Below are 16,805 nucleotides of genomic sequence, written 5' to 3' on the forward strand. Positions count from 1 at the left end.
AGCCGGGACGGCCCGACTCCCCTACTCGGCGAACGCGTCCGGCGGCGGGCAGACGCAGACGAGGTTGCGGTCGCCGTAGGCCTGGTCGATCCGGCGAACCGGGGACCAGTACTTCCGCCGGCGCAGCGTCGGCATCGGGTAGGCCGCCTCGTCCCGGGTGTAGGGGTGGTCCCACTCCCCGGCCAGCATCTCCACCGTGTGCGGCGCGTTGACCAGCGGGTTGTCGCCGGCCGGCCACTCCCCCGACGCCACCTTGGCGATCTCGCCGCGGATGGCGATCATCGCCGCGCAGAAGCGGTCCAGCTCGGCCAGGCTCTCCGACTCGGTGGGCTCCACCATGAACGTCCCCGCCACCGGGAAACTCATCGTCGGCGCGTGGAAGCCGTAGTCGATCAGCCGCTTGGCCACGTCGTCGACGCTGACCCCGGCCTCCTTCGCCAGCGGCCGCAGGTCGATCACGCACTCGTGCGCGACGAGGTTGTGCCGGCCGGTGTAGAGGACGTTGTAGTGCGGGGCGAGCCGGGTGGCGACGTAGTTGGCGGCGAGCACGGCCGACTCGGTGGCCAGGCGCAGCCCGGGCTCTCCCATCATCGCGATGTACGCCCAGGAGATCGGCAGGATCCCGGCCGACCCGAACGGCGCCGCCGACACCGGGCCGACACCGGTCGCCGGGCCGGCCTCGGGCCGCAGCGGGTGGTTGGGGAGGTAGGGCGCGAGGTGCTCGCGGACCGCGACCGGCCCCACCCCCGGCCCGCCCCCGCCGTGCGGGATGCAGAACGTCTTGTGCAGGTTGAGGTGCGACACGTCGCCGCCGAACTCGCCCAGCCTGGCCAGGCCGAGCAGGGCGTTCAGGTTGGCGCCGTCGACGTAGACCTGCCCGCCCGCCTCGTGCACGAGGTCGGCCAGCTCGGTGATGTCCTCCTCGTACACGCCGTGCGTGGACGGGTAGGTGACCATGATGGCGGCCACCCGGTCGCGGTGGCTGTCGAGCTTGGTGCGCAGGTCGGCCAGGTCGACGGTGCCCTCCTCGGTGGCGGCGACCACCACGACCCGCATGCCGGCCAGGACAGCCGACGCGGCGTTGGTGCCGTGCGCCGACGACGGGATGAGGCACACGTCGCGCTCACCCTCGCCACGGGAACGGTGGTAGGCCCTGATTGCCAGCAGCCCGGCGAGCTCGCCCTGGGATCCGGCGTTGGGCTGCAGGGACACCGCGGCGTACCCGGTGATCCGCGCCAGCCAGTCCTCCAGCTGACGGATCAGGGTGAGGTAGCCCTGGGCGTCCTCGATCGGCGCGAACGGGTGGATGCCGGCGAACTCCGGCCAGCTGATCGGCTCCATCGCCGCGGTCGGGTTGAGCTTCATGGTGCACGAGCCGAGCGGGATCATGCCCCGGTCGAGGGCGAAGTCGTCGTCGGCGAGCCCCCGCAGGTAGCGCAGCATGGACGTCTCCGAACGATGCCGCTCGAAGACCGGGTGGGTGCAGAACGCCGACGTGCGCACCAGGTGGGCTGGCACCGCGTCGGGCGTGCTCGCGTCCAGGTCGGCGACGTCGCCGACGGACCGGCCCACGCCGAACGCCGCCCACACCGCGGCGAGGTGGTCGGGCGTGGTCGCCTCGTCGCAGGCCACGCCCACGTGGTCGGCGTCGGCGAGCCGGAGGTTGATGCCGCGCTCGCGGGCCGCCGCCACCACCTCGGCGGCCCGGCGCGGCACCCTGGCCAGCACCGTGTCGAAGTACGCCTCGTGCACCACCTCGACGCCGCCTGCCCGCAGGCCGGCGGCGAGCACGGCGGCGGACCGGTGGATGCGGGCGGCGATCTCCCGCAGTCCGTCGGCGCCGTGGTAGACGGCGTACATCCCGGCGATCACCGCGAGCAGCACCTGCGCGGTGCAGATGTTGCTGGTGGCCTTCTCCCGCCGGATGTGCTGCTCGCGGGTCTGCAGGGCCAGCCGGTACGCCGGCCGGCCGGCCGCGTCGACGGACACCCCCACCAGGCGGCCGGGCAGGTTGCGCTCCAGGCCCTTGCGGACCGCCATGTAGCCGGCGTGCGGACCGCCGTACATCATCGGCACACCGAGCCGCTGTGCGCTGCCGACCGCGACGTCGGCGCCGATCTCCCCCGGCGGGCGGACCACCGCGCAGGCCAGCAGGTCGGCGGCCACCGCCACCTGCGCGCCGCGTTCGTGTGCGTCGGCGACCAGCTCGCGGTGGTCGCGCAGCGCGCCGCTGACACCGGGGTACTGCAGCAGGACGCCGAAGAACTCACCCTCCGGCAGCCCGGCGGACAGGTCGGCGACGTCGACGGTGATGCCGAGCGCCTCCGCGCGGGTCGCCAGCACCGCGATCGTCTGCGGCAGGCAGTCGGCGTCGACGACGAACCGCGCGCTGGTGGACTTGCGGTTGGTACGCCGGAGCAGGGTCATCGCCTCCGCGGCGGCGGTCGCCTCGTCCAGCAGGGACGCACCGGCGACCGGCAGCCCGGTCAGGTCGCCCACCATGGTCTGGAAGTTGACCAGCGCCTCCAGCCGGCCCTGGCTGATCTCCGGCTGGTACGGCGTGTACGCGGTGTACCAGGCGGGGTTCTCCAGCACGTTGCGACGGATGACCGGCGGGGTCACGGTGTCGGCGTACCCCATCCCGATCATCGACACCATCAGCCTGTTGCGGCCGGAGAGCTCACGCAGCTCGGCCAGCGCCTGCCCCTCTGTCACCGCGGGGCGCAGGTCGAGCGGGGAGCCGGCTCGGATGCCGCCCGGGACCGCGGCGGCGACGAGTTCCTCCAGCGACCCGAACCCGCAGGCCGCGAGCATCTTGGCCCGGTCCTCGGCGTCCGGGCCGATGTGCCGCTCGGCGAACACGTCCGCAGAGATGGGTTCGCCGAGCCGGGCGTGTGCGCGCAGGCCCCCGGCGAGGGGCGCGGTCGCCGTTCGCGGCGTGGGCTCGAGGCCGGGCGCGGATTCGGGCGCGGATCCGGGCGCGGATCCGGAGGTGGGGACGGTCATGTGGGGGCTCCCAAGTCGAGGCTGCTCGCCTGGCGTCCCCCTCTGTCACGTCACCACCGACGCTTCAGAGTCGCCTCGCCCGCGCGGTCCGTTGGCCTGAGAGGTTCCGGGGAGGGTTGCCCCTTCGGCGCCTGCCACCTTCGCCGGCCGAGTCGCCGGCAGTGCGGCGGCTCTCGTGGCGGTGGAGCTGGCAGGACTCTCCCACGCGGGGTAGTCAGCGACCCCTACGCTACCAGCGCCCACCACCACCCGGTCCGGACGAGTGCGGTGGTTCCGGACGACTCGCCCGAACCACCGCACCGCGCGGAAGTGAGCGGGGATGAGCCGGCGACGAAGGGGTGAAGAGTGAGTGGAGTGGAGTGGAGCCGGTCAGCCGATGAGCCGGGCCTGGCGACGGGCGGACAGCTCGTCGTCGGGGTGGGCAGCGGCGCCGCCACCGTCGAGGCGCTCGCCGGGAAGCTGGGCGAGGGATCCCTCGACCTCGCGGGACACCCGGCCGAGCGCGATGCCGAAGACGCCCTGCCCGCCCTGGAGCAGGTCGATCACCTCGTCCGGCGAGGTGCACTCGTAGACGCTGGCACCGTCGCTCATCAGCGTGATCTCGGTGAGGTCGCCGGCACCCCGCTCGCGCAGGTGGGTGACCGCGGTGCGGATCTGCTGGAGCGAGACGCCCGCGTCGAGCAACCGCTTGATGACCTTGAGGAGCAGGATGTCGCGGAAGGAGTACAGACGCTGGGTGCCCGAGCCGGACGCGGGCCGGATGGAGGGCTCGACCAGGGAGGTGCGGGCCCAGTAGTCGAGCTGGCGGTAGGTGATGCCGGCTGCGGCGCACGCGGTGGTTCCGCGGTAGCCGAGGTCGTCGCCGGGCGGCTCCGGAACGCCGTCTCCCGCTCCGAACAGCAGGCCCTGCTCACCGGCCGAACGCCGTGCCTCCGCACGTTCGGGGCCTTCACTCGGAGCGGCGCCGGCCGCGCCACCCCCCGACTGGTCACCCGTGCTCGTCACCGCACGCCTCCACGTCTAACGGCGTCGCCTGGCGACACCATCCTGACCCCGCCCATTCCCTGCATGGCCGACGTCTATGGCCACACGACCGGAGTCGCGTGCTTTGCGAACCCGTGGATTTCGAGTTACACCAACGAGGTTTGTCGTCACGGTAGGCCGGGGCCGGGAGGGGGTCAACGCGCCGGGCGGCGTGTCGCACCGAAACCTCAACCTGAGGTCGAGAACTCGCGCAGGGTGGCGGTGGACGCCGGCTCGCGCCGGGCGGTCGTACGGGCTGGGGGTCGGCGGCGTCTGTCGGCGGTCAGCCGGGAGTGTCGAAATCTTCGGGTGTGACCTGGTCCAGGAACTCCCGGAACTTCTGGACCTCGGCCTCCTGTTCGTCCGGGATCGCGATGCCCGCCTCCGCCAACACCTCGTCGGAGCAGACGATGCGGACGCCGAGGCGCAGCGCCAGCGCGATCGAGTCCGACGGCCGGGCGCTCACCTCCACGCCACTGGCGAACGCCAGGATGCCGTAGAACACCCCGTCGCGCAGATCGGTGATCCTGACCTCGCTCAGCTCCTGCCCGATCGCCACGAGGACGTCACGGAACAGGTCATGGGTGAGGGGCCGGGCAGGAACGATGCCCTGTTGGGCGTGGGCGATGGCACTCGCCTCAGCGGGCCCCACCCAGATGGGTAGGAAGCGTTCGCCGTCGACCTCCCGGAGCAGGACTATCGGCTGGTTGGAAGGCATCTCTACCCGGACACCAACGACGTCGAGCTCGCGCACTCGTCCACAGTACCCCGCGCGGCACCCAGAAGGTCAGGTGACGCCCTATCCGTGCAGTCCGGCCTTCACCAGCAGGGCGTGCAGATGCACCGACAAAGCGGCGAGCTCCCGGGTGCGTTCCTCCGCCCGGGCCCGTGAGTCGGCGGCACGATGACGAACCAGCGGGGCGGTGACCTGCTCGATCAGGCCCACCTGCCGGTCGGCTGCCGTACGGAAGGCACGCAGGTGGCGCGGCTCCAGACCGAAGCCGGCCAGCTCACCCGCGACCTTGGCGATGGCCAGCGCGTCCTCGTCGAACTGGTCGCGGCCGTGCCGGGCGGTGACCAGGCCGTAGGACTCGAGCTGCTCGAACAGCTCGGGCTTGATGCCGGCCAGCTCGATGACTTCCTGACGTCCCCACCGCACGTCGGAGCGACTCGGCCGGAACGCCGACGGGCGTACGGTGCCTTCGTCGTCGACGATCCGCGGCGCGGGCTGAACACGTCCCTCACCGGCAGGAAGGTTCGGCGGCGTCAGGCCGGCGTCCAGCGCGGCGAGGTGTTCCTTGATGACCCGCAGCGGGAGGTAGTGGTCGCGCTGCGCGGTCAGCACGAACCGCAGCCGCTCGACGTCCTCGTGGCCGAACTTGCGGTAACCCGAAGGTGCCCGCTCGGGCTCGATGAGCCCCTCGGCCTCGAGGAACCGAATCTTGGAGATGGTGACGTCCGGGAACTCCGGGCGCAGCCGGGCCAGCACCTCACCGATGGAAAAACTGCCGGATCGCGCCGACGCCGCCCCGCTCACCGCAGGTGCCTCCGCCGTCCGCGGTCATCGCGCCGGCGAACACCGGGGTTCACCCTGTCTCCTCCTCGGGGCCTCCGTCCACACCCGCCGCGCTGCGCTCACCGGGCGCACCACGGCCGAACCCACGCTGGCTGGCGAAGTAGACGAGGCGGAACTTCCCGATCTGCACTTCGTCACCGCCGACGAGCATCACCTCGTCGATGCGGTCGCGGTTGACGTAGGTGCCGTTCAGGCTCCCCACGTCGCGCACCGCGAAACCCTGGGGCTGGCGGTGGAACTCCGCGTGCCGACGGGACACGGTCACGTCGTCGAGGAAGATGTCGCTGTCGGGATGGCGTCCGACGGTCACCACGTCGGAGTCGAGCAGGAACCGGCTGCCCGCACTCGGGCCACGCTGCACGATGAGCAGCGCGCTGTCGAACGGCAGGGCGTCCACCGCGGCCTGCTCGTGTGGACGAAGCTCCGCCTCGGCGCGTTCCTCGGCGGCCTCACCGCCACCGCCCAACGAGATCGTGGCGGTCTGCTCGACCGGCCGCTCGCCCACCAGCGCCTTACCGCACTGCGAACAGAACCTGCTGCCCTCGGCATTGTCATGCCCGCACTGGGTGCAGAAAGGCATCGACGACCCTCCCGTGGCGGAAATCGGCGCGACTGTTTTTGGACACTTCCACCGCACACACCCTAACCCTTGTTCCGGGCTGGAGGTGGGCAGGTCGGACGATACGCCGACCGGCCCGTTCCGGGCGTGTTCGCCGCCTCCGGCGCCGGGTGTCGCGCGGGCCCGGCGGCCGGAGACAAGCAGGTCAGGACTGTTCCACCTGCGCCTGGTAGGCGTCGGCGTCGAGCAGGTTGTCGAGCTCGGTCCGGTCGGCCGGGCGCACCTCGATCATCCAGCCGTCGCCGTAGGGGTCGGAGTTGACCAGCTCGGGGCGATCGTCCAGCGCGTCGTTGCGGGCCACCACCGTGCCCTTGATGGGCGAGAAGAGGTCGCTCACGCTCTTGGTGGACTCGAGCTCACCGCAGGCCGCGCCGGCCTCGACGTCGGTGCCCACCTCCGGCAGGCTGACGTAGACGATGTCACCGAGCGCACCCTGTGCGTAGTCGGTGATACCGATGCGGACCGTGCTGTCGGCACCGCCGGGATCGCGGACCCACTCGTGGTCGCTGGTGTAGCTGAGGTCGTCCGGGAACACGCGCGTCTCCTACTTCTGCCTCGGTGCTCATCGAGAGGAGGACCCGGGCGATTTGTCCGGGGCCGGGCGAGCGTAGCGAGGGCTCACCACGCTGTGCAAGGAGTTGACCTGGATGGTCTGTCGCTCCAGGACCGAGGCGAGCCCGCCCTTCTGGCTCACCTCGTCCACGACGCCACCGGGGATGCGCATCGCCGTGGCGAGAGTACGCGCGTCGCCGATCGCGTCGATGGTGTACGGCGCCGGCAGCAGCTTGCCGTCGACGATGATCCCGCCCTGGCCGTCCAGGACGTAACTCGACGCGACCACCCGGACCCGGTCGTTGATCTCGATCGCCTCCGCGCCCGCGTCGCGTAGCTCCTCGATCGTGTTGAGCACCAGGGAGGCGTTGACCGCCGCCTGGTTGTCGGTGATCGTGAGCCGGATGCCCGGCCCGGTCGCGGGGAGGGTCCCGGCGAGGATGCCGAGCGTCTGGGCGCGGGTCTGGGCCTGCTCCAGTGCGGAGCGGCGGCGGTCGGCGCCGGAGACCAGATCGGCCTTGGACCGTTGCAGGTCACCGATGTCGGTCTCCAGGCGGCGGGAGCGTTGCTGCAGGCCGTCCATGATCTGGATGAGCTGCGTGCGGTCGGCGTTGGCGAACTCGTCGGTGTTGCGCAACGCCCGCACCTGGACCGTCGCCGCGAAGCCGAGCGCCGCCAGCAGCACGGCGGCGGCGACCTGCGCACGGGAGGTGTGCGGGCGGAACGCTCCGGCCAGCCGGCGCCAGGCGGTGTCGCGCGGCTTGGCGGGCGTGGGCTTCGTGGCGGTCTTCCCGGCCCGCGCGGGGTTCCCTGTCCCGGTCGGCCCGGCACTTGCCGACGCGGCCGGCTCGGGTGCGGCCGGCTCGGGTGCGGTCGGCTCGGTACTTGTCGACTCGGGCCCGGGGGTGGTCGGCTCGGTCGCCGCCGACTCGGTCCCGGAGCTCTCGGGGGGAGTTTGGCTCTCGTCTGCCATCGTCGTCTCAGGCCTTGAAGAGCCGCCGCCGGATGGCCGCCATGTTGGAGAAGATCCGGATGCCGAGGACGACGACCACACCGGTCGACAACTGCGCGCCGACGCCCAGCTGGTCGCCGAGGTAGACCATGACGGCGGCGACCAGGACGTTGCCGATGAACGACACCACGAACACGCGGTCGTCGAAGATGCCGTCGATCAGCGCGCGCAGACCACCGAAGACCGCGTCCAGGGCGGCCACCACCGCGATCGGGAGATACGGCTGCAGCGGCAGCGGCACCGACGGCTGGAGCACGAGCCCGGCGACGATACCGATGACGAGTCCGATCGTCGCGATCACTGGGCGCCTTCCCTCCGCGCGTATCTGAGCGTGGTGCCCGAGTCGGCCGGCAAGCTCAGCTCGTCGACCGTCTTGGTGTCCAGACGTATATGTTGCACTGCCTTGAGATTGAGCAGCCACTCGCCACCCGGGCTTTCGGTGAACCTCGCCTCCAGGGCTTTCGGGTCACCGATCGCCTCCACCACGTAGGGGCGGGCCAGCGGGCGGTAGTCGACGGTGATCGACTTGTCGGCGCCGCGGATCGCGGTCATAGCGGTGAGGCGTTCGCCGTTCACCGAGACCGCCTCCGCGCCCGCCGCCCACAGGCCGTTGACCGTCTGCTGCAGGTCGATGTCGAGGATCCGTCCCTCGGCGCCGTCGCCACCGGACACCTGGTCGTCGGGCGCGTCGTCGATCGTCAACCGGAGTCCGGGACCCCGCACCCTGCCGGTGCCGGCGATCACCTCGAGTGCGTCCAGCTGGGCGCTGAGGTCCTTGCCGGTGGTGGTGCTGGCGAGGATGTCGCTCTGCAGGCCGGACACCTCCTCCTGGAGGGCACCGGCCCGCGTGCGCAGCCGGTCGTTGCGGGCTGCCTCGGCGCGGATGCGGACGATCAGGTCGGCCTTCTCCTTCTCGACCTCGGGGGCGAAGTGCCGGGTCTGAACCGCCGCGACCGCCAGCATCAGCCCGAACACGACCAGCACCACCACGGTGGCGCCGATGCCTCGCCGTGGCCGGGAACGGTTGGGCCCGCGCCGGGCCGCCGCGGCGGCGTATCCGTCGTCGAGCGCGTGGGTCACCAGCTCGCGCATCAGTGACATGGAGTCGTTGCGCCGGAACTCCGGGTAGGAGTCGGTCCACGCTCCGGTCCGGGCGTTGGTGGGACGGTCGCTGCCGGCGGGGGGCTTCTTCCCGTCCGCGGTGCTGGTCACCGACTCCCCTCGAGCCATGCCGGCCATGGTGTCACGGCGTACCCCCGGCGAACCTCACCGCCCGGCACGGGTCACCAGATCGGCCCAGCGGTGCGCGAGTGTGGTCGCCTGCTCGGTGCTGGTGCTCTCCGCCCAGACCCGGGTGACCGCCTCGGTCGGGTCCGGCAGCACCAGGCCCCAGGACCCGTCCGGCTCCACCACCCGCACGCCGTCGGTGGTGTCGAGCTCACGGCCGTCGGCCGCCTCCACGGCCGCCCGCATCACCGCACCCTTGCTCGCCCACGAGGTGGGCACGGCGAGCTGGACGACGTGCGCCCGCGGTATCCGTGCGTTGATCTCCGACATCCGCAGGCCGGTCCGGGCGATCACCCCGACGAGCCGGACGAACGCGGCGAACCCGTCCACGGCGTTGGAGAACTCCGGCACGATGAAGCCGCCCCGGCCGTCACCGGCGAGCAGGAGCCCCTGCGTGGCGGAGGCCGTGGCGAGCGCGTCCGGTGAGGTCGTGGTCCAGCGGATCTGGACGCCGTGGAACGCCGCCACCTGTTCCGCGACCCGGGTCGTGGTCACCGGGAGCGCGACGTTGCGGCCGCGGCCGGACTCCGCCGCCACCAGGTCGACGAAGACCAGCAGCGCGCGCTCGTCGGAGATGACGGCGCCGGTCTCGTCCACCAGCGAGATGCGCTCACCGAGCGGATCGAAGCGGACACCGAACGCCGCCCGGGACGACGACACCAGCTCGGCGAGGTTGGCGACCGCCGCCGTGCGCTGCTCGGCGGTCTCGGTGGGGCTGCGGTCGTCCAGCCCGGCGTTGACCAGGAACGCCTCGATGTCCAGCCGGCCGAGGAGGTTCGGGAGCAGCTGGCTCGCGGTGCCCCGCCCGGCGTCCACCACCACCTTCAGCCGCGCCTCGGCCACGTGCGAGGTGTCCACGCTGCGCAGCAGGTCGCGGACGTAGCTCTCGGCGATCCGGGACGGGAAGGTCAGGTCGCCGATCTCGCCCGGGAACGCGCGGCGGAACTCCTGCCGGCCGAGCACCCGCTCCACCTTCCGCTGGGCCATCGGGGACAGGTCGGCGCCGCGTTCGTCGAGGAAGATCAGGTCCACCGAGTCCGGCCGGTTGGGGGTGGTGCGGATCAGCAGGCCGCCGCCCACGTTGCTGCGTGCGGTCTCCAGCCGGGCCACGGGGTTCGGCGCCACCTCCAGGTCGCAGACGTTCAGGGCACTGGACGTGAACGCCGCGATCGCCGCCCGCTTGAGCGCCCGGGCCGAGCGCGAGGTGTCGCGGGCGGTGAGCACCGTCGAACCCTTGCGGAGCGTGGTGGCGTACGCGCTGGCGAGGCGTACGACGAGCTCGGGGGTGATCTCGACGTTCACGATCCCGCTCAGGCCGCGGGCGCCGAACAGCGCCTGGCGGCCCTGCGACTCCCAGATGACGCTCTGGTTGACGACGGCGCCGGCCTCGATGGTCTTGCTGGGGTAGACCTTGATCTCGGGATGGAGGACGGCCTCCTCCTCGATGACGCAGTCGTCGCCGACCACGGCGCCGTCCTCGATGCGGGCGCCGCGCATCACGTCGGTGTTCTTGCCGACCACGCAGCCGCGCAGGTTGGTGTGCCCGCCGACGTAGGCGTTGTCGTGCACCACCGCGCGGTGCAGGAACGCGCCGCTGCGCACCACCACGTTGTCGCCGACCACTGTGTGGTCGCGGATCTCCGCGCCGCCCTCGATCTTGGCGTACGCGCCGACGAACGTCGGTCCCTTCAGCGTCGCCTCCGGGTCGAGGTCGGCGCCCTCCCCCACCCAGACGCCGGCGGACACCTCGAACCCGTCGATGTCGATGTCGAGCTGGCCGTCGAGGGCGTCGTAGTTGGCCTTGAGGTAGCTGCGGTGGGTGCCGACGTCCTCCCAGTAGCCGTCGGCGACGTAGCCGTACAGCGGGGCGCCCCTGGCCAGCAGGCGGGGGAAGACGTCGCTGGACCAGTCGACGTTCTCCGCCTCGCCCACGCTGTCGAGGATCTCCGGTTCCATGACGTAGATGCCGGTGTTGACCGTGTCGGAGAACACCTGCCCCCAGGTGGGCTTCTCCAGGAACCGCTCGACCCGGCCGTCCTCGCGCAGGATCGTGATGCCGAACTCCAGCGGGTCGGGCACCCGCGTCAGGCAGACGGTGGCCAGTGCGCCGGTACGCCGGTGGTGCTCGACGAGCGAGGTCAGGTCGATGTCGGTGAGGGCGTCGCCGGAGATGACGACGAACGTGTCGTCGGACAGCGCGGCGGCGGCGTTCTTGACGCTGCCCGCCGTGCCGAGTGGTTTCTCCTCGGTGGCGTAGGTGAGGTCCATGTCGAGGTCCTCGCCGTCGCCGAAGTAGGCGCGCACCATCGAGCCGAGGAAGTGGACGGTGACGACGGTCTCGGTGAGCTCGTGCCGGCGCAGGAGCCGCAGCACGTGCTCCATGATCGGGCGGTTGACGACAGGCAGGAGCGGCTTCGGCATGCTCGTGGTCATCGGGCGCAGGCGGGTGCCCTCGCCACCGGCCATGACGACGGCTCTCACGTGGCTCCCTTCCGCCGGCCCGCACCGCGAGGGGTCACCTCAGGTGTGGAGCCGACCTTCTTCTCGTGCGGGTGTCGCGGGCGCTGCGCTCCGGAGAAGTTGGTAGGCCTGGTAGGCGTAGAGAACCCCGGCCCACCAGTACAGGCCGGTACCCCACACCACGAACGCCCATCCCACGACCTCGGCCACGGACGCGAACGTGCTGCTGCCCTCGCCGAGGAACAGCAGCGGGAAGGCGTACAGCAGGCAGAACGTCGCCGCCTTCCCCAGGAAGTGCACCGGCAGCGGGCCGAAACCACGCAGCCGCAGGTAGCCGAGCAGGCCGACGAGCAGGACGTCGCGCAACGGAAGCGCGACCGCGAGCCACACCGGGATCACCTCGCGCACCGCGAGGCCCAGCAGCACCGCCAGGATGTAGAGCCGGTCCGCGAACGGGTCGAGCAACTTGCCGAGCGTGCTGGTCTGGTGCAGCCGGCGCGCCAGCTGGCCGTCGAGCCAGTCGGTGAAGCCGGACACCGCGAGCACGATGATCGCCCAGCCGTCGGCTCGCGGGCCCAGCACGAGCCACAAGAACAGCGGCACCCCGGCGAGCCGGGCGAAGCTCAGGAGGTTGGGCAGGGTCAGCACCCCCGCGTCATTACGCGCGTCGACCGGCTCCGCCACCAACGAATCCCCCTCCGGGGCCACAACAGGTCCTGCCTACGTCCTGCTGAATGTCCTGGTGAAACAGTATTACCCCCGTTGCCGAGCAGGATCCGCGCCGCGCCAGCCGCCGTCGGCACCCACGGTGACCAGCCGCTGGGTCGCCCGGGTGAGGACGACGTACAGCGTGCGGACACCCACCGGGCTCTCCGCGGCGATCTCGGCCGGCTCGACCACGACCACCCCGTCGTACTCGAGACCCTTGCTCGCCAACCCCGTGGTGACAACGACCCGTGCGGCGGCATCGTCCCCGAGTCCGGCCAGCCATCGGGCCGCCTCGTCGGCCCGGGGGCCCGCGACCACCACACCGATGTTCCCCTCGACCTCGCCGAGGAGGTCGGCGACAGCTTCCCGCACGGTCTCGGGAAGGCCGTCGGGGCCGGTCGTCAGGTGCGTCGGCGGGTGGCCGGTCTCGCGCACCGCCCGCGGCAGCCGTACACCGGGAAGCGTGGTGGCGATCACCTCCGCGGCCAGGTCGAAGATCTCCGCCGAGTTGCGGTAGTTGGTGTCCAGATGGAACGTACGCCGGGTCCGCGCGCCCAGAGCCGCGTCGCGGGCGGCCTCGGCCTCCGCGACGTCGGGCCAGGAACTCTGCGCCGGGTCGCCGACGATGGTCCAGCTCGCGTGCCGGCCGCGGCGGCCGAGCATCCGCCACTGCATCGGCGACAGGTCCTGCGCCTCGTCCACCAGCACGTGGGCATAGCCGTCGTACTGCTGCGCCTGCTCAGGGCGGGACCGGGAGTACTCGCGGTCGAACGACGTGACCACTTCCTGCACGCTGTCGTCGTCGAACGGGTCGCGCGGCTGCACCGGCCGCACCGGCTCGCCCAGGAGGGCGTCCAGCTCGTCCAGCAGCGGGACGTCCTCGACGGAGTAGCCGGACCGGCCGGACCACGAGGCGGCGAGCAGGTCCACCTCGTGGGGACGGAGCACGCCACGGGCGACCACCGCGAGCCGGTCGCGGTCGGCCAGCCAGCCGAGCACCTCGGCCGGTGTGACGTTGGGCCACCAGGCGTCCAGGAACTCGGTGAACGCCGGTCGCTCGCGTACGTCCTGGTCGAACTCACCTCGAGACATCGGCCGGCCACCGGCGCCACCGCCGTCGGTCCCGGCCGCGCCGCCGGCCTGCTTCCACAGGGCGCCGAGCAGTGCCCGGACCGCCTCCGCCCGCGCGCGGTTACGGCGCGCGCCCCGGCGCAGCACGTCGGTACGGATCGCGGTCAGCTCCCGGGCGCCGAGCGCGAGCCGGCGGCCCGCGGCGTACAGGCGAAGCTCCTCCGGTGCGCCGGGCACGGCACCGCGCGCCGCCCGGGCGAGCACCTGCCGCATCCGCGCCGACCCCTTGACCACCGCGCACGGGAAGGGATCGGACCGGTCGGCCACCACTCCGTCGACGACCTCGCCGACCGAACGCAGCGTGGCCTCGTGCTCACCGAGGGAGGGAAGGACCCGCTCGATGTAGCTCATGAACACCGCCGACGGGCCGACGACGAGCACACCGCCGCCCTGGATCCGCCGGCGCTCGGTGTAGAGCAGGTAGGCGGCGCGGTGCAGGGCCACCACGGTCTTGCCGGTACCGGGGCCACCGCTGATCAGGGTGACGCCGGGCGCCGGGGCGCGGATCACCTGGTCCTGTTCGCGCTGGATGGTGGCCACGATGTCGCGCATCCGGCCGCTGCGGGCGGAGGTCAGCGCGGCCATCAGCGCTCCGTCGCCGACCACGTGCATGTCGGCGGGAGCGTTCTCGGCGTCCAGCAGGTCGTCCTCGACGCCCACCACCCGCTGGCCCTGCGAGCGCAGGACCCGACGGCGCACCACGCCCTGCGGATCGACCGCGGTCGCCTGGTAGAAGACCGCGGCGGCGGGCGCCCGCCAGTCGAGCACCAGCGGCTCGTGCTCGGCGTCGCGTACGCCGATCCGCCCGACGTAGCGCACCTCCCCGCCCAGGTGGTCCAGCCGGCCGAAGACCAGGCCCTCGCGCTGGGCGTCGAGCACCGCCAGCCGGCGTACCGCGTGGTCGACCAGCACGTCGCGTTCGAAGAGGCTGCGGTAGTCCTCCTCCTTGATCTGCCCGGTGTAGTCGAGCAGGCCGCGCTCCCGGCCCTCCCGGCGGACCGCCGAGGCACTCTCGACCATCGCGGCCAGTCGGGTGTACACCCGGTCGACGTACTGCTGTTCGCGGCTGATCTCGGCCTGCTCGACCGAGGTGGAAGGCTGCACCGTGCGCGTTCTCCCTGCCCTGCGGTGCACCCCGGCACCGCCCCTGACTGAGTACCTGACGACGTGTCCGGCCGGGTCCGCTGACGACGTCAGCCGATCCGACTGGGCGACAATTTTCCGACGCTGCCCCAGGTGGGCAACCGCACAAGTCTAGGGCGTCCTCTGCCCGACTCGCAGGACGCGTCCTCCGGTGCTCCGGTGGGCCACGCGGCCCCGACGCGGGTGCTGTCACCGATCGGCCGGACATGGGATGATCGCGCCGTGATCCCCATCGTCGTACGCGTCGCCATCAACGCCGTCGCCCTGTGGGCCGCCACCTGGGTGTCCGGGGTCAAACTCGGCGGCGATTCCACGTCCGCCAAGGTCGGGACGCTGATCGCGGTCGCGCTGATCTTCGGCCTGGTCAACGCCGTGCTCAAGCCGATCATCAAGGTGGTCGGCTGCGGTTTCTACGTCCTGACGCTCGGCCTGATCTCGTTCGTGGTCAACGCGTTGCTCTTCCTGCTCGTGGGCTGGCTGGCCGGGCAGCTGCATCTGGCATTCACCGTGAGCGGTTTCTGGGCCGGTTTCTGGGGCGCGATCATCGTCACCGTCGTCAGCTTCGCGTTGAGCCTGGTCATTCCCGACAAGTACGACGAGCGCTGACTCCTCGCCACCTCGAGCCGGGCGGGTCGGTCCCGGGCCGGGTCAGTCCCGCCAGAGGACCGACCGCTCACCCGCGGTCACCGCGAAGGGCAGCGTGTTGCCGGCCGGCGGCGAGGGGCACAGGTAGTGGTCGGCGAACGCGCAGGGCGGCAGGTGGGCGCGGTTGAAGTCGAGCAGGGTGCGCCCGTCCTCGTCCGGCGCGGGCAGGTGGACGAAGCGGAAGTCGTGGCCGTCCCGGCCGCTGGTCCGGTCGGCGAACACCGCCTCCAGCCCGCTTCCCCTGCGCTTGCCCACCCGCAGGGTGTGGGTCTGCCCGGCGTGGTCGAAGCTCACCTCACCGGCGAGCGTCAGGCCGCGGTCGCGGCCGTCGGCGTTGGCCACGCGCGCCACGCGGGCGGCTGAGTCGTCGGCGTAGGCCGTGAACGTCGCGGGCACCACCCACGCCTCGTCGGGGGCGTACGCCTCGATGCCGGCGAACGACGTGCGGGTGCGGGCATGCGGGTCGTAGACCCGGACGGCGAACTGGCCCTCGCGCTCGATCAGGGCGAGCTTCCAGTCACCGTGGGAGATCGTCGACGGCTCGGGGTCACGGTCGGAGCGGGGCCGGGCGACGCCGTCCACGATCACGCCGTCCACGACCAGGCCCGCCGCCGACTCGCTGCGCACGGTCACCACCCCGGACTCCACGCTCCACACGCCCGGAACCTCCGGGACGCTGGTCTCCCCGTCCACCCAGTGGGTGCCGACGAGGGCGAGCATGGCGTACGGGCCGCTGACGCCGGCCTGACGTTGCCGGCGCCACTGGGCCCAGTCGTCGGCGAACGTGGTCTCGGTCATCTCGGTCTCGATCCCGGGCTGCGCCGCGATTCCCATTTCCGAGCTGGCTCCTCACTATGTCGTCGACACCTGGCGTCCTCCCGTACACGGCCCGGCGTTGCTCCTTCGGCCGGAGACGCTCCGCCGCCCGCCAACGGTCGCGGGTGAGACGAAGCGGATCTCTCGACGCCGAGATGGTAGTGGCCGAAATGCCAGGAAGCGACCCGTCGTCTGCCGGGTGGCCCCGGAGTGGACCCGCCTGAGCGGGGGTTTCGACCCTACGTGAGAAATGGATCACGGCAATGGCCGCGGCGGATCGGCCCTGGTCCGACCTTGCGGCAGCCTCTCCCCCGCGGCCCGGTTCCGGTCAGGCCGGGCGTCCCGATCCGGTCGCCCCGAACCCTCGGGGCTCGGCTTGCGAGCACCCGGCGATGAACTATTCTTCGAACATGAGTTCGATCCCCTGCCCAAGGTGACCGGACGGAAGGACCCCGAATGACCGACCGCTTTGCCGTGCGAAAAACCCCCCAGGGGCATGGCGTGTGGGATGCGGCCGTCAATGGCTGGCACAGCAGGCAGGACCTCGACGAGGCCGCGGCCACGGAGTTGGCGAACACGATGAACGCCGGCCACGTGGCCCGGGAGGCCCGCCCCGACACCGGTTCCCGCCGGGTGGTGCCGGCCAAGCCGGTGCTGGTGCTCGTGGACGGGCGCTGGTGGCCCGGGCATCTCGACTGGTGGGTGCACGAGAACGACGGGTGGTACGGCCGGGCCACCCTGGACGCCAGTGGCGCGGCGAGCTGGTATCCCGCCGCGTCCCTGCGCCCGGCGCCGGCCTCGGCGGCGAGAAGCGCGTGAGACTTCGG

15 protein-coding genes and 1 riboswitch are annotated in these 16,805 nt (G+C 71.9%); of the genes, 2 read left to right on the forward strand and 13 right to left on the reverse strand.

The window, feature by feature from the left end:
• Positions 1 to 21: 21 nt before the first annotated feature.
• The 12 genes from gcvP to ABZV93_RS09120 all read right to left on the reverse strand — a co-directional run bounded on the left by gcvP (position 22) and on the right by ABZV93_RS09120 (position 14,478).
• Positions 22 to 3,006, reverse strand: coding sequence for an aminomethyl-transferring glycine dehydrogenase (gcvP, locus tag ABZV93_RS09065; protein WP_354932671.1), 2,985 nt, complete (start codon positions 3,004 to 3,006; stop codon positions 22 to 24).
• Between the two features lie 74 nt (positions 3,007 to 3,080).
• A riboswitch (glycine riboswitch) is annotated at positions 3,081 to 3,220 on the reverse strand.
• Positions 3,221 to 3,375: 155 nt separating this feature from the next.
• Positions 3,376 to 3,909, reverse strand: a complete 534-nt coding sequence (locus ABZV93_RS09070) for a MerR family transcriptional regulator (RefSeq protein WP_354933322.1) — start codon at positions 3,907 to 3,909, stop codon at positions 3,376 to 3,378.
• A gap of 403 nt (positions 3,910 to 4,312) precedes the next feature.
• Positions 4,313 to 4,783 carry a bifunctional nuclease family protein gene (locus ABZV93_RS09075; RefSeq protein ID WP_092655753.1) on the reverse strand — a complete coding sequence of 157 codons (471 nt, stop codon included), beginning with the start codon at positions 4,781 to 4,783 and terminating at the stop codon, positions 4,313 to 4,315.
• A gap of 45 nt (positions 4,784 to 4,828) precedes the next feature.
• The gene (locus tag ABZV93_RS09080; protein WP_354932673.1) at positions 4,829 to 5,566 is read right to left on the reverse strand and encodes a MerR family transcriptional regulator; all 738 of its coding nucleotides are present in this window, start codon (positions 5,564 to 5,566) and stop codon (positions 4,829 to 4,831) included.
• 49 nt (positions 5,567 to 5,615) lie between these two features.
• Complete coding sequence (locus ABZV93_RS09085; protein WP_354932675.1) at positions 5,616 to 6,185, reverse strand: FHA domain-containing protein; 570 nt, start codon at positions 6,183 to 6,185, stop codon at positions 5,616 to 5,618.
• Positions 6,186 to 6,369: 184 nt separating this feature from the next.
• On the reverse strand, positions 6,370 to 6,759 hold the full coding sequence (gene gcvH / locus ABZV93_RS09090; RefSeq protein ID WP_354932677.1) for a glycine cleavage system protein GcvH: 390 nt from the start codon (positions 6,757 to 6,759) through the stop codon (positions 6,370 to 6,372).
• Positions 6,760 to 6,786: 27 nt separating this feature from the next.
• The gene (locus ABZV93_RS09095) at positions 6,787 to 7,749 is read right to left on the reverse strand and encodes a DUF881 domain-containing protein (RefSeq protein WP_354932679.1); all 963 of its coding nucleotides are present in this window, start codon (positions 7,747 to 7,749) and stop codon (positions 6,787 to 6,789) included.
• Between the two features lie 7 nt (positions 7,750 to 7,756).
• The gene (locus ABZV93_RS09100; RefSeq protein ID WP_092884715.1) at positions 7,757 to 8,089 is read right to left on the reverse strand and encodes a small basic family protein; all 333 of its coding nucleotides are present in this window, start codon (positions 8,087 to 8,089) and stop codon (positions 7,757 to 7,759) included.
• On the reverse strand, positions 8,086 to 9,018 hold the full coding sequence (locus ABZV93_RS09105; RefSeq protein WP_354932681.1) for a DUF881 domain-containing protein: 933 nt from the start codon (positions 9,016 to 9,018) through the stop codon (positions 8,086 to 8,088). Before ABZV93_RS09105 ends, ABZV93_RS09100 begins: the two co-directional genes overlap by 4 nt.
• A 36-nt stretch (positions 9,019 to 9,054) precedes the next feature.
• The gene (locus ABZV93_RS09110; RefSeq protein WP_354932683.1) at positions 9,055 to 11,556 is read right to left on the reverse strand and encodes a mannose-1-phosphate guanyltransferase; all 2,502 of its coding nucleotides are present in this window, start codon (positions 11,554 to 11,556) and stop codon (positions 9,055 to 9,057) included.
• Between the two features lie 39 nt (positions 11,557 to 11,595).
• On the reverse strand, positions 11,596 to 12,219 hold the full coding sequence (locus tag ABZV93_RS09115; RefSeq protein WP_354932685.1) for a CDP-alcohol phosphatidyltransferase family protein: 624 nt from the start codon (positions 12,217 to 12,219) through the stop codon (positions 11,596 to 11,598).
• A 69-nt stretch (positions 12,220 to 12,288) separates the two neighbouring features.
• The gene (locus tag ABZV93_RS09120) at positions 12,289 to 14,478 is read right to left on the reverse strand and encodes a UvrD-helicase domain-containing protein (protein ID WP_354932687.1); all 2,190 of its coding nucleotides are present in this window, start codon (positions 14,476 to 14,478) and stop codon (positions 12,289 to 12,291) included.
• A gap of 261 nt (positions 14,479 to 14,739) precedes the next feature.
• On the opposite strand from ABZV93_RS09120, the gene ABZV93_RS09125 reads away from it, so the two are divergent.
• Entirely contained in the window at positions 14,740 to 15,123 is a 384-nt protein-coding gene (locus tag ABZV93_RS09125; RefSeq protein ID WP_354932689.1) for a phage holin family protein, read from the forward strand.
• Between the two features lie 42 nt (positions 15,124 to 15,165).
• Here ABZV93_RS09125 and ABZV93_RS09130 read toward each other — a convergent pair whose 3' ends face one another.
• A complete protein-coding gene (locus tag ABZV93_RS09130; RefSeq protein WP_354932691.1) occupies positions 15,166 to 15,996 on the reverse strand; it encodes a DUF1684 domain-containing protein in 831 nt (276 codons plus the stop codon).
• 438 nt (positions 15,997 to 16,434) lie between these two features.
• Here ABZV93_RS09130 and ABZV93_RS09135 point away from each other — a divergent pair, with 438 nt between their 5' ends.
• Complete coding sequence (locus tag ABZV93_RS09135; protein ID WP_354932693.1) at positions 16,435 to 16,797, forward strand: hypothetical protein; 363 nt, start codon at positions 16,435 to 16,437, stop codon at positions 16,795 to 16,797.
• Positions 16,798 to 16,805: the final 8 nt, after the last annotated feature.

It is taken from the genome of Actinopolymorpha sp. NPDC004070, assembly GCF_040610475.1.
Taxonomy (GTDB): domain Bacteria; phylum Actinomycetota; class Actinomycetes; order Propionibacteriales; family Actinopolymorphaceae; genus Actinopolymorpha.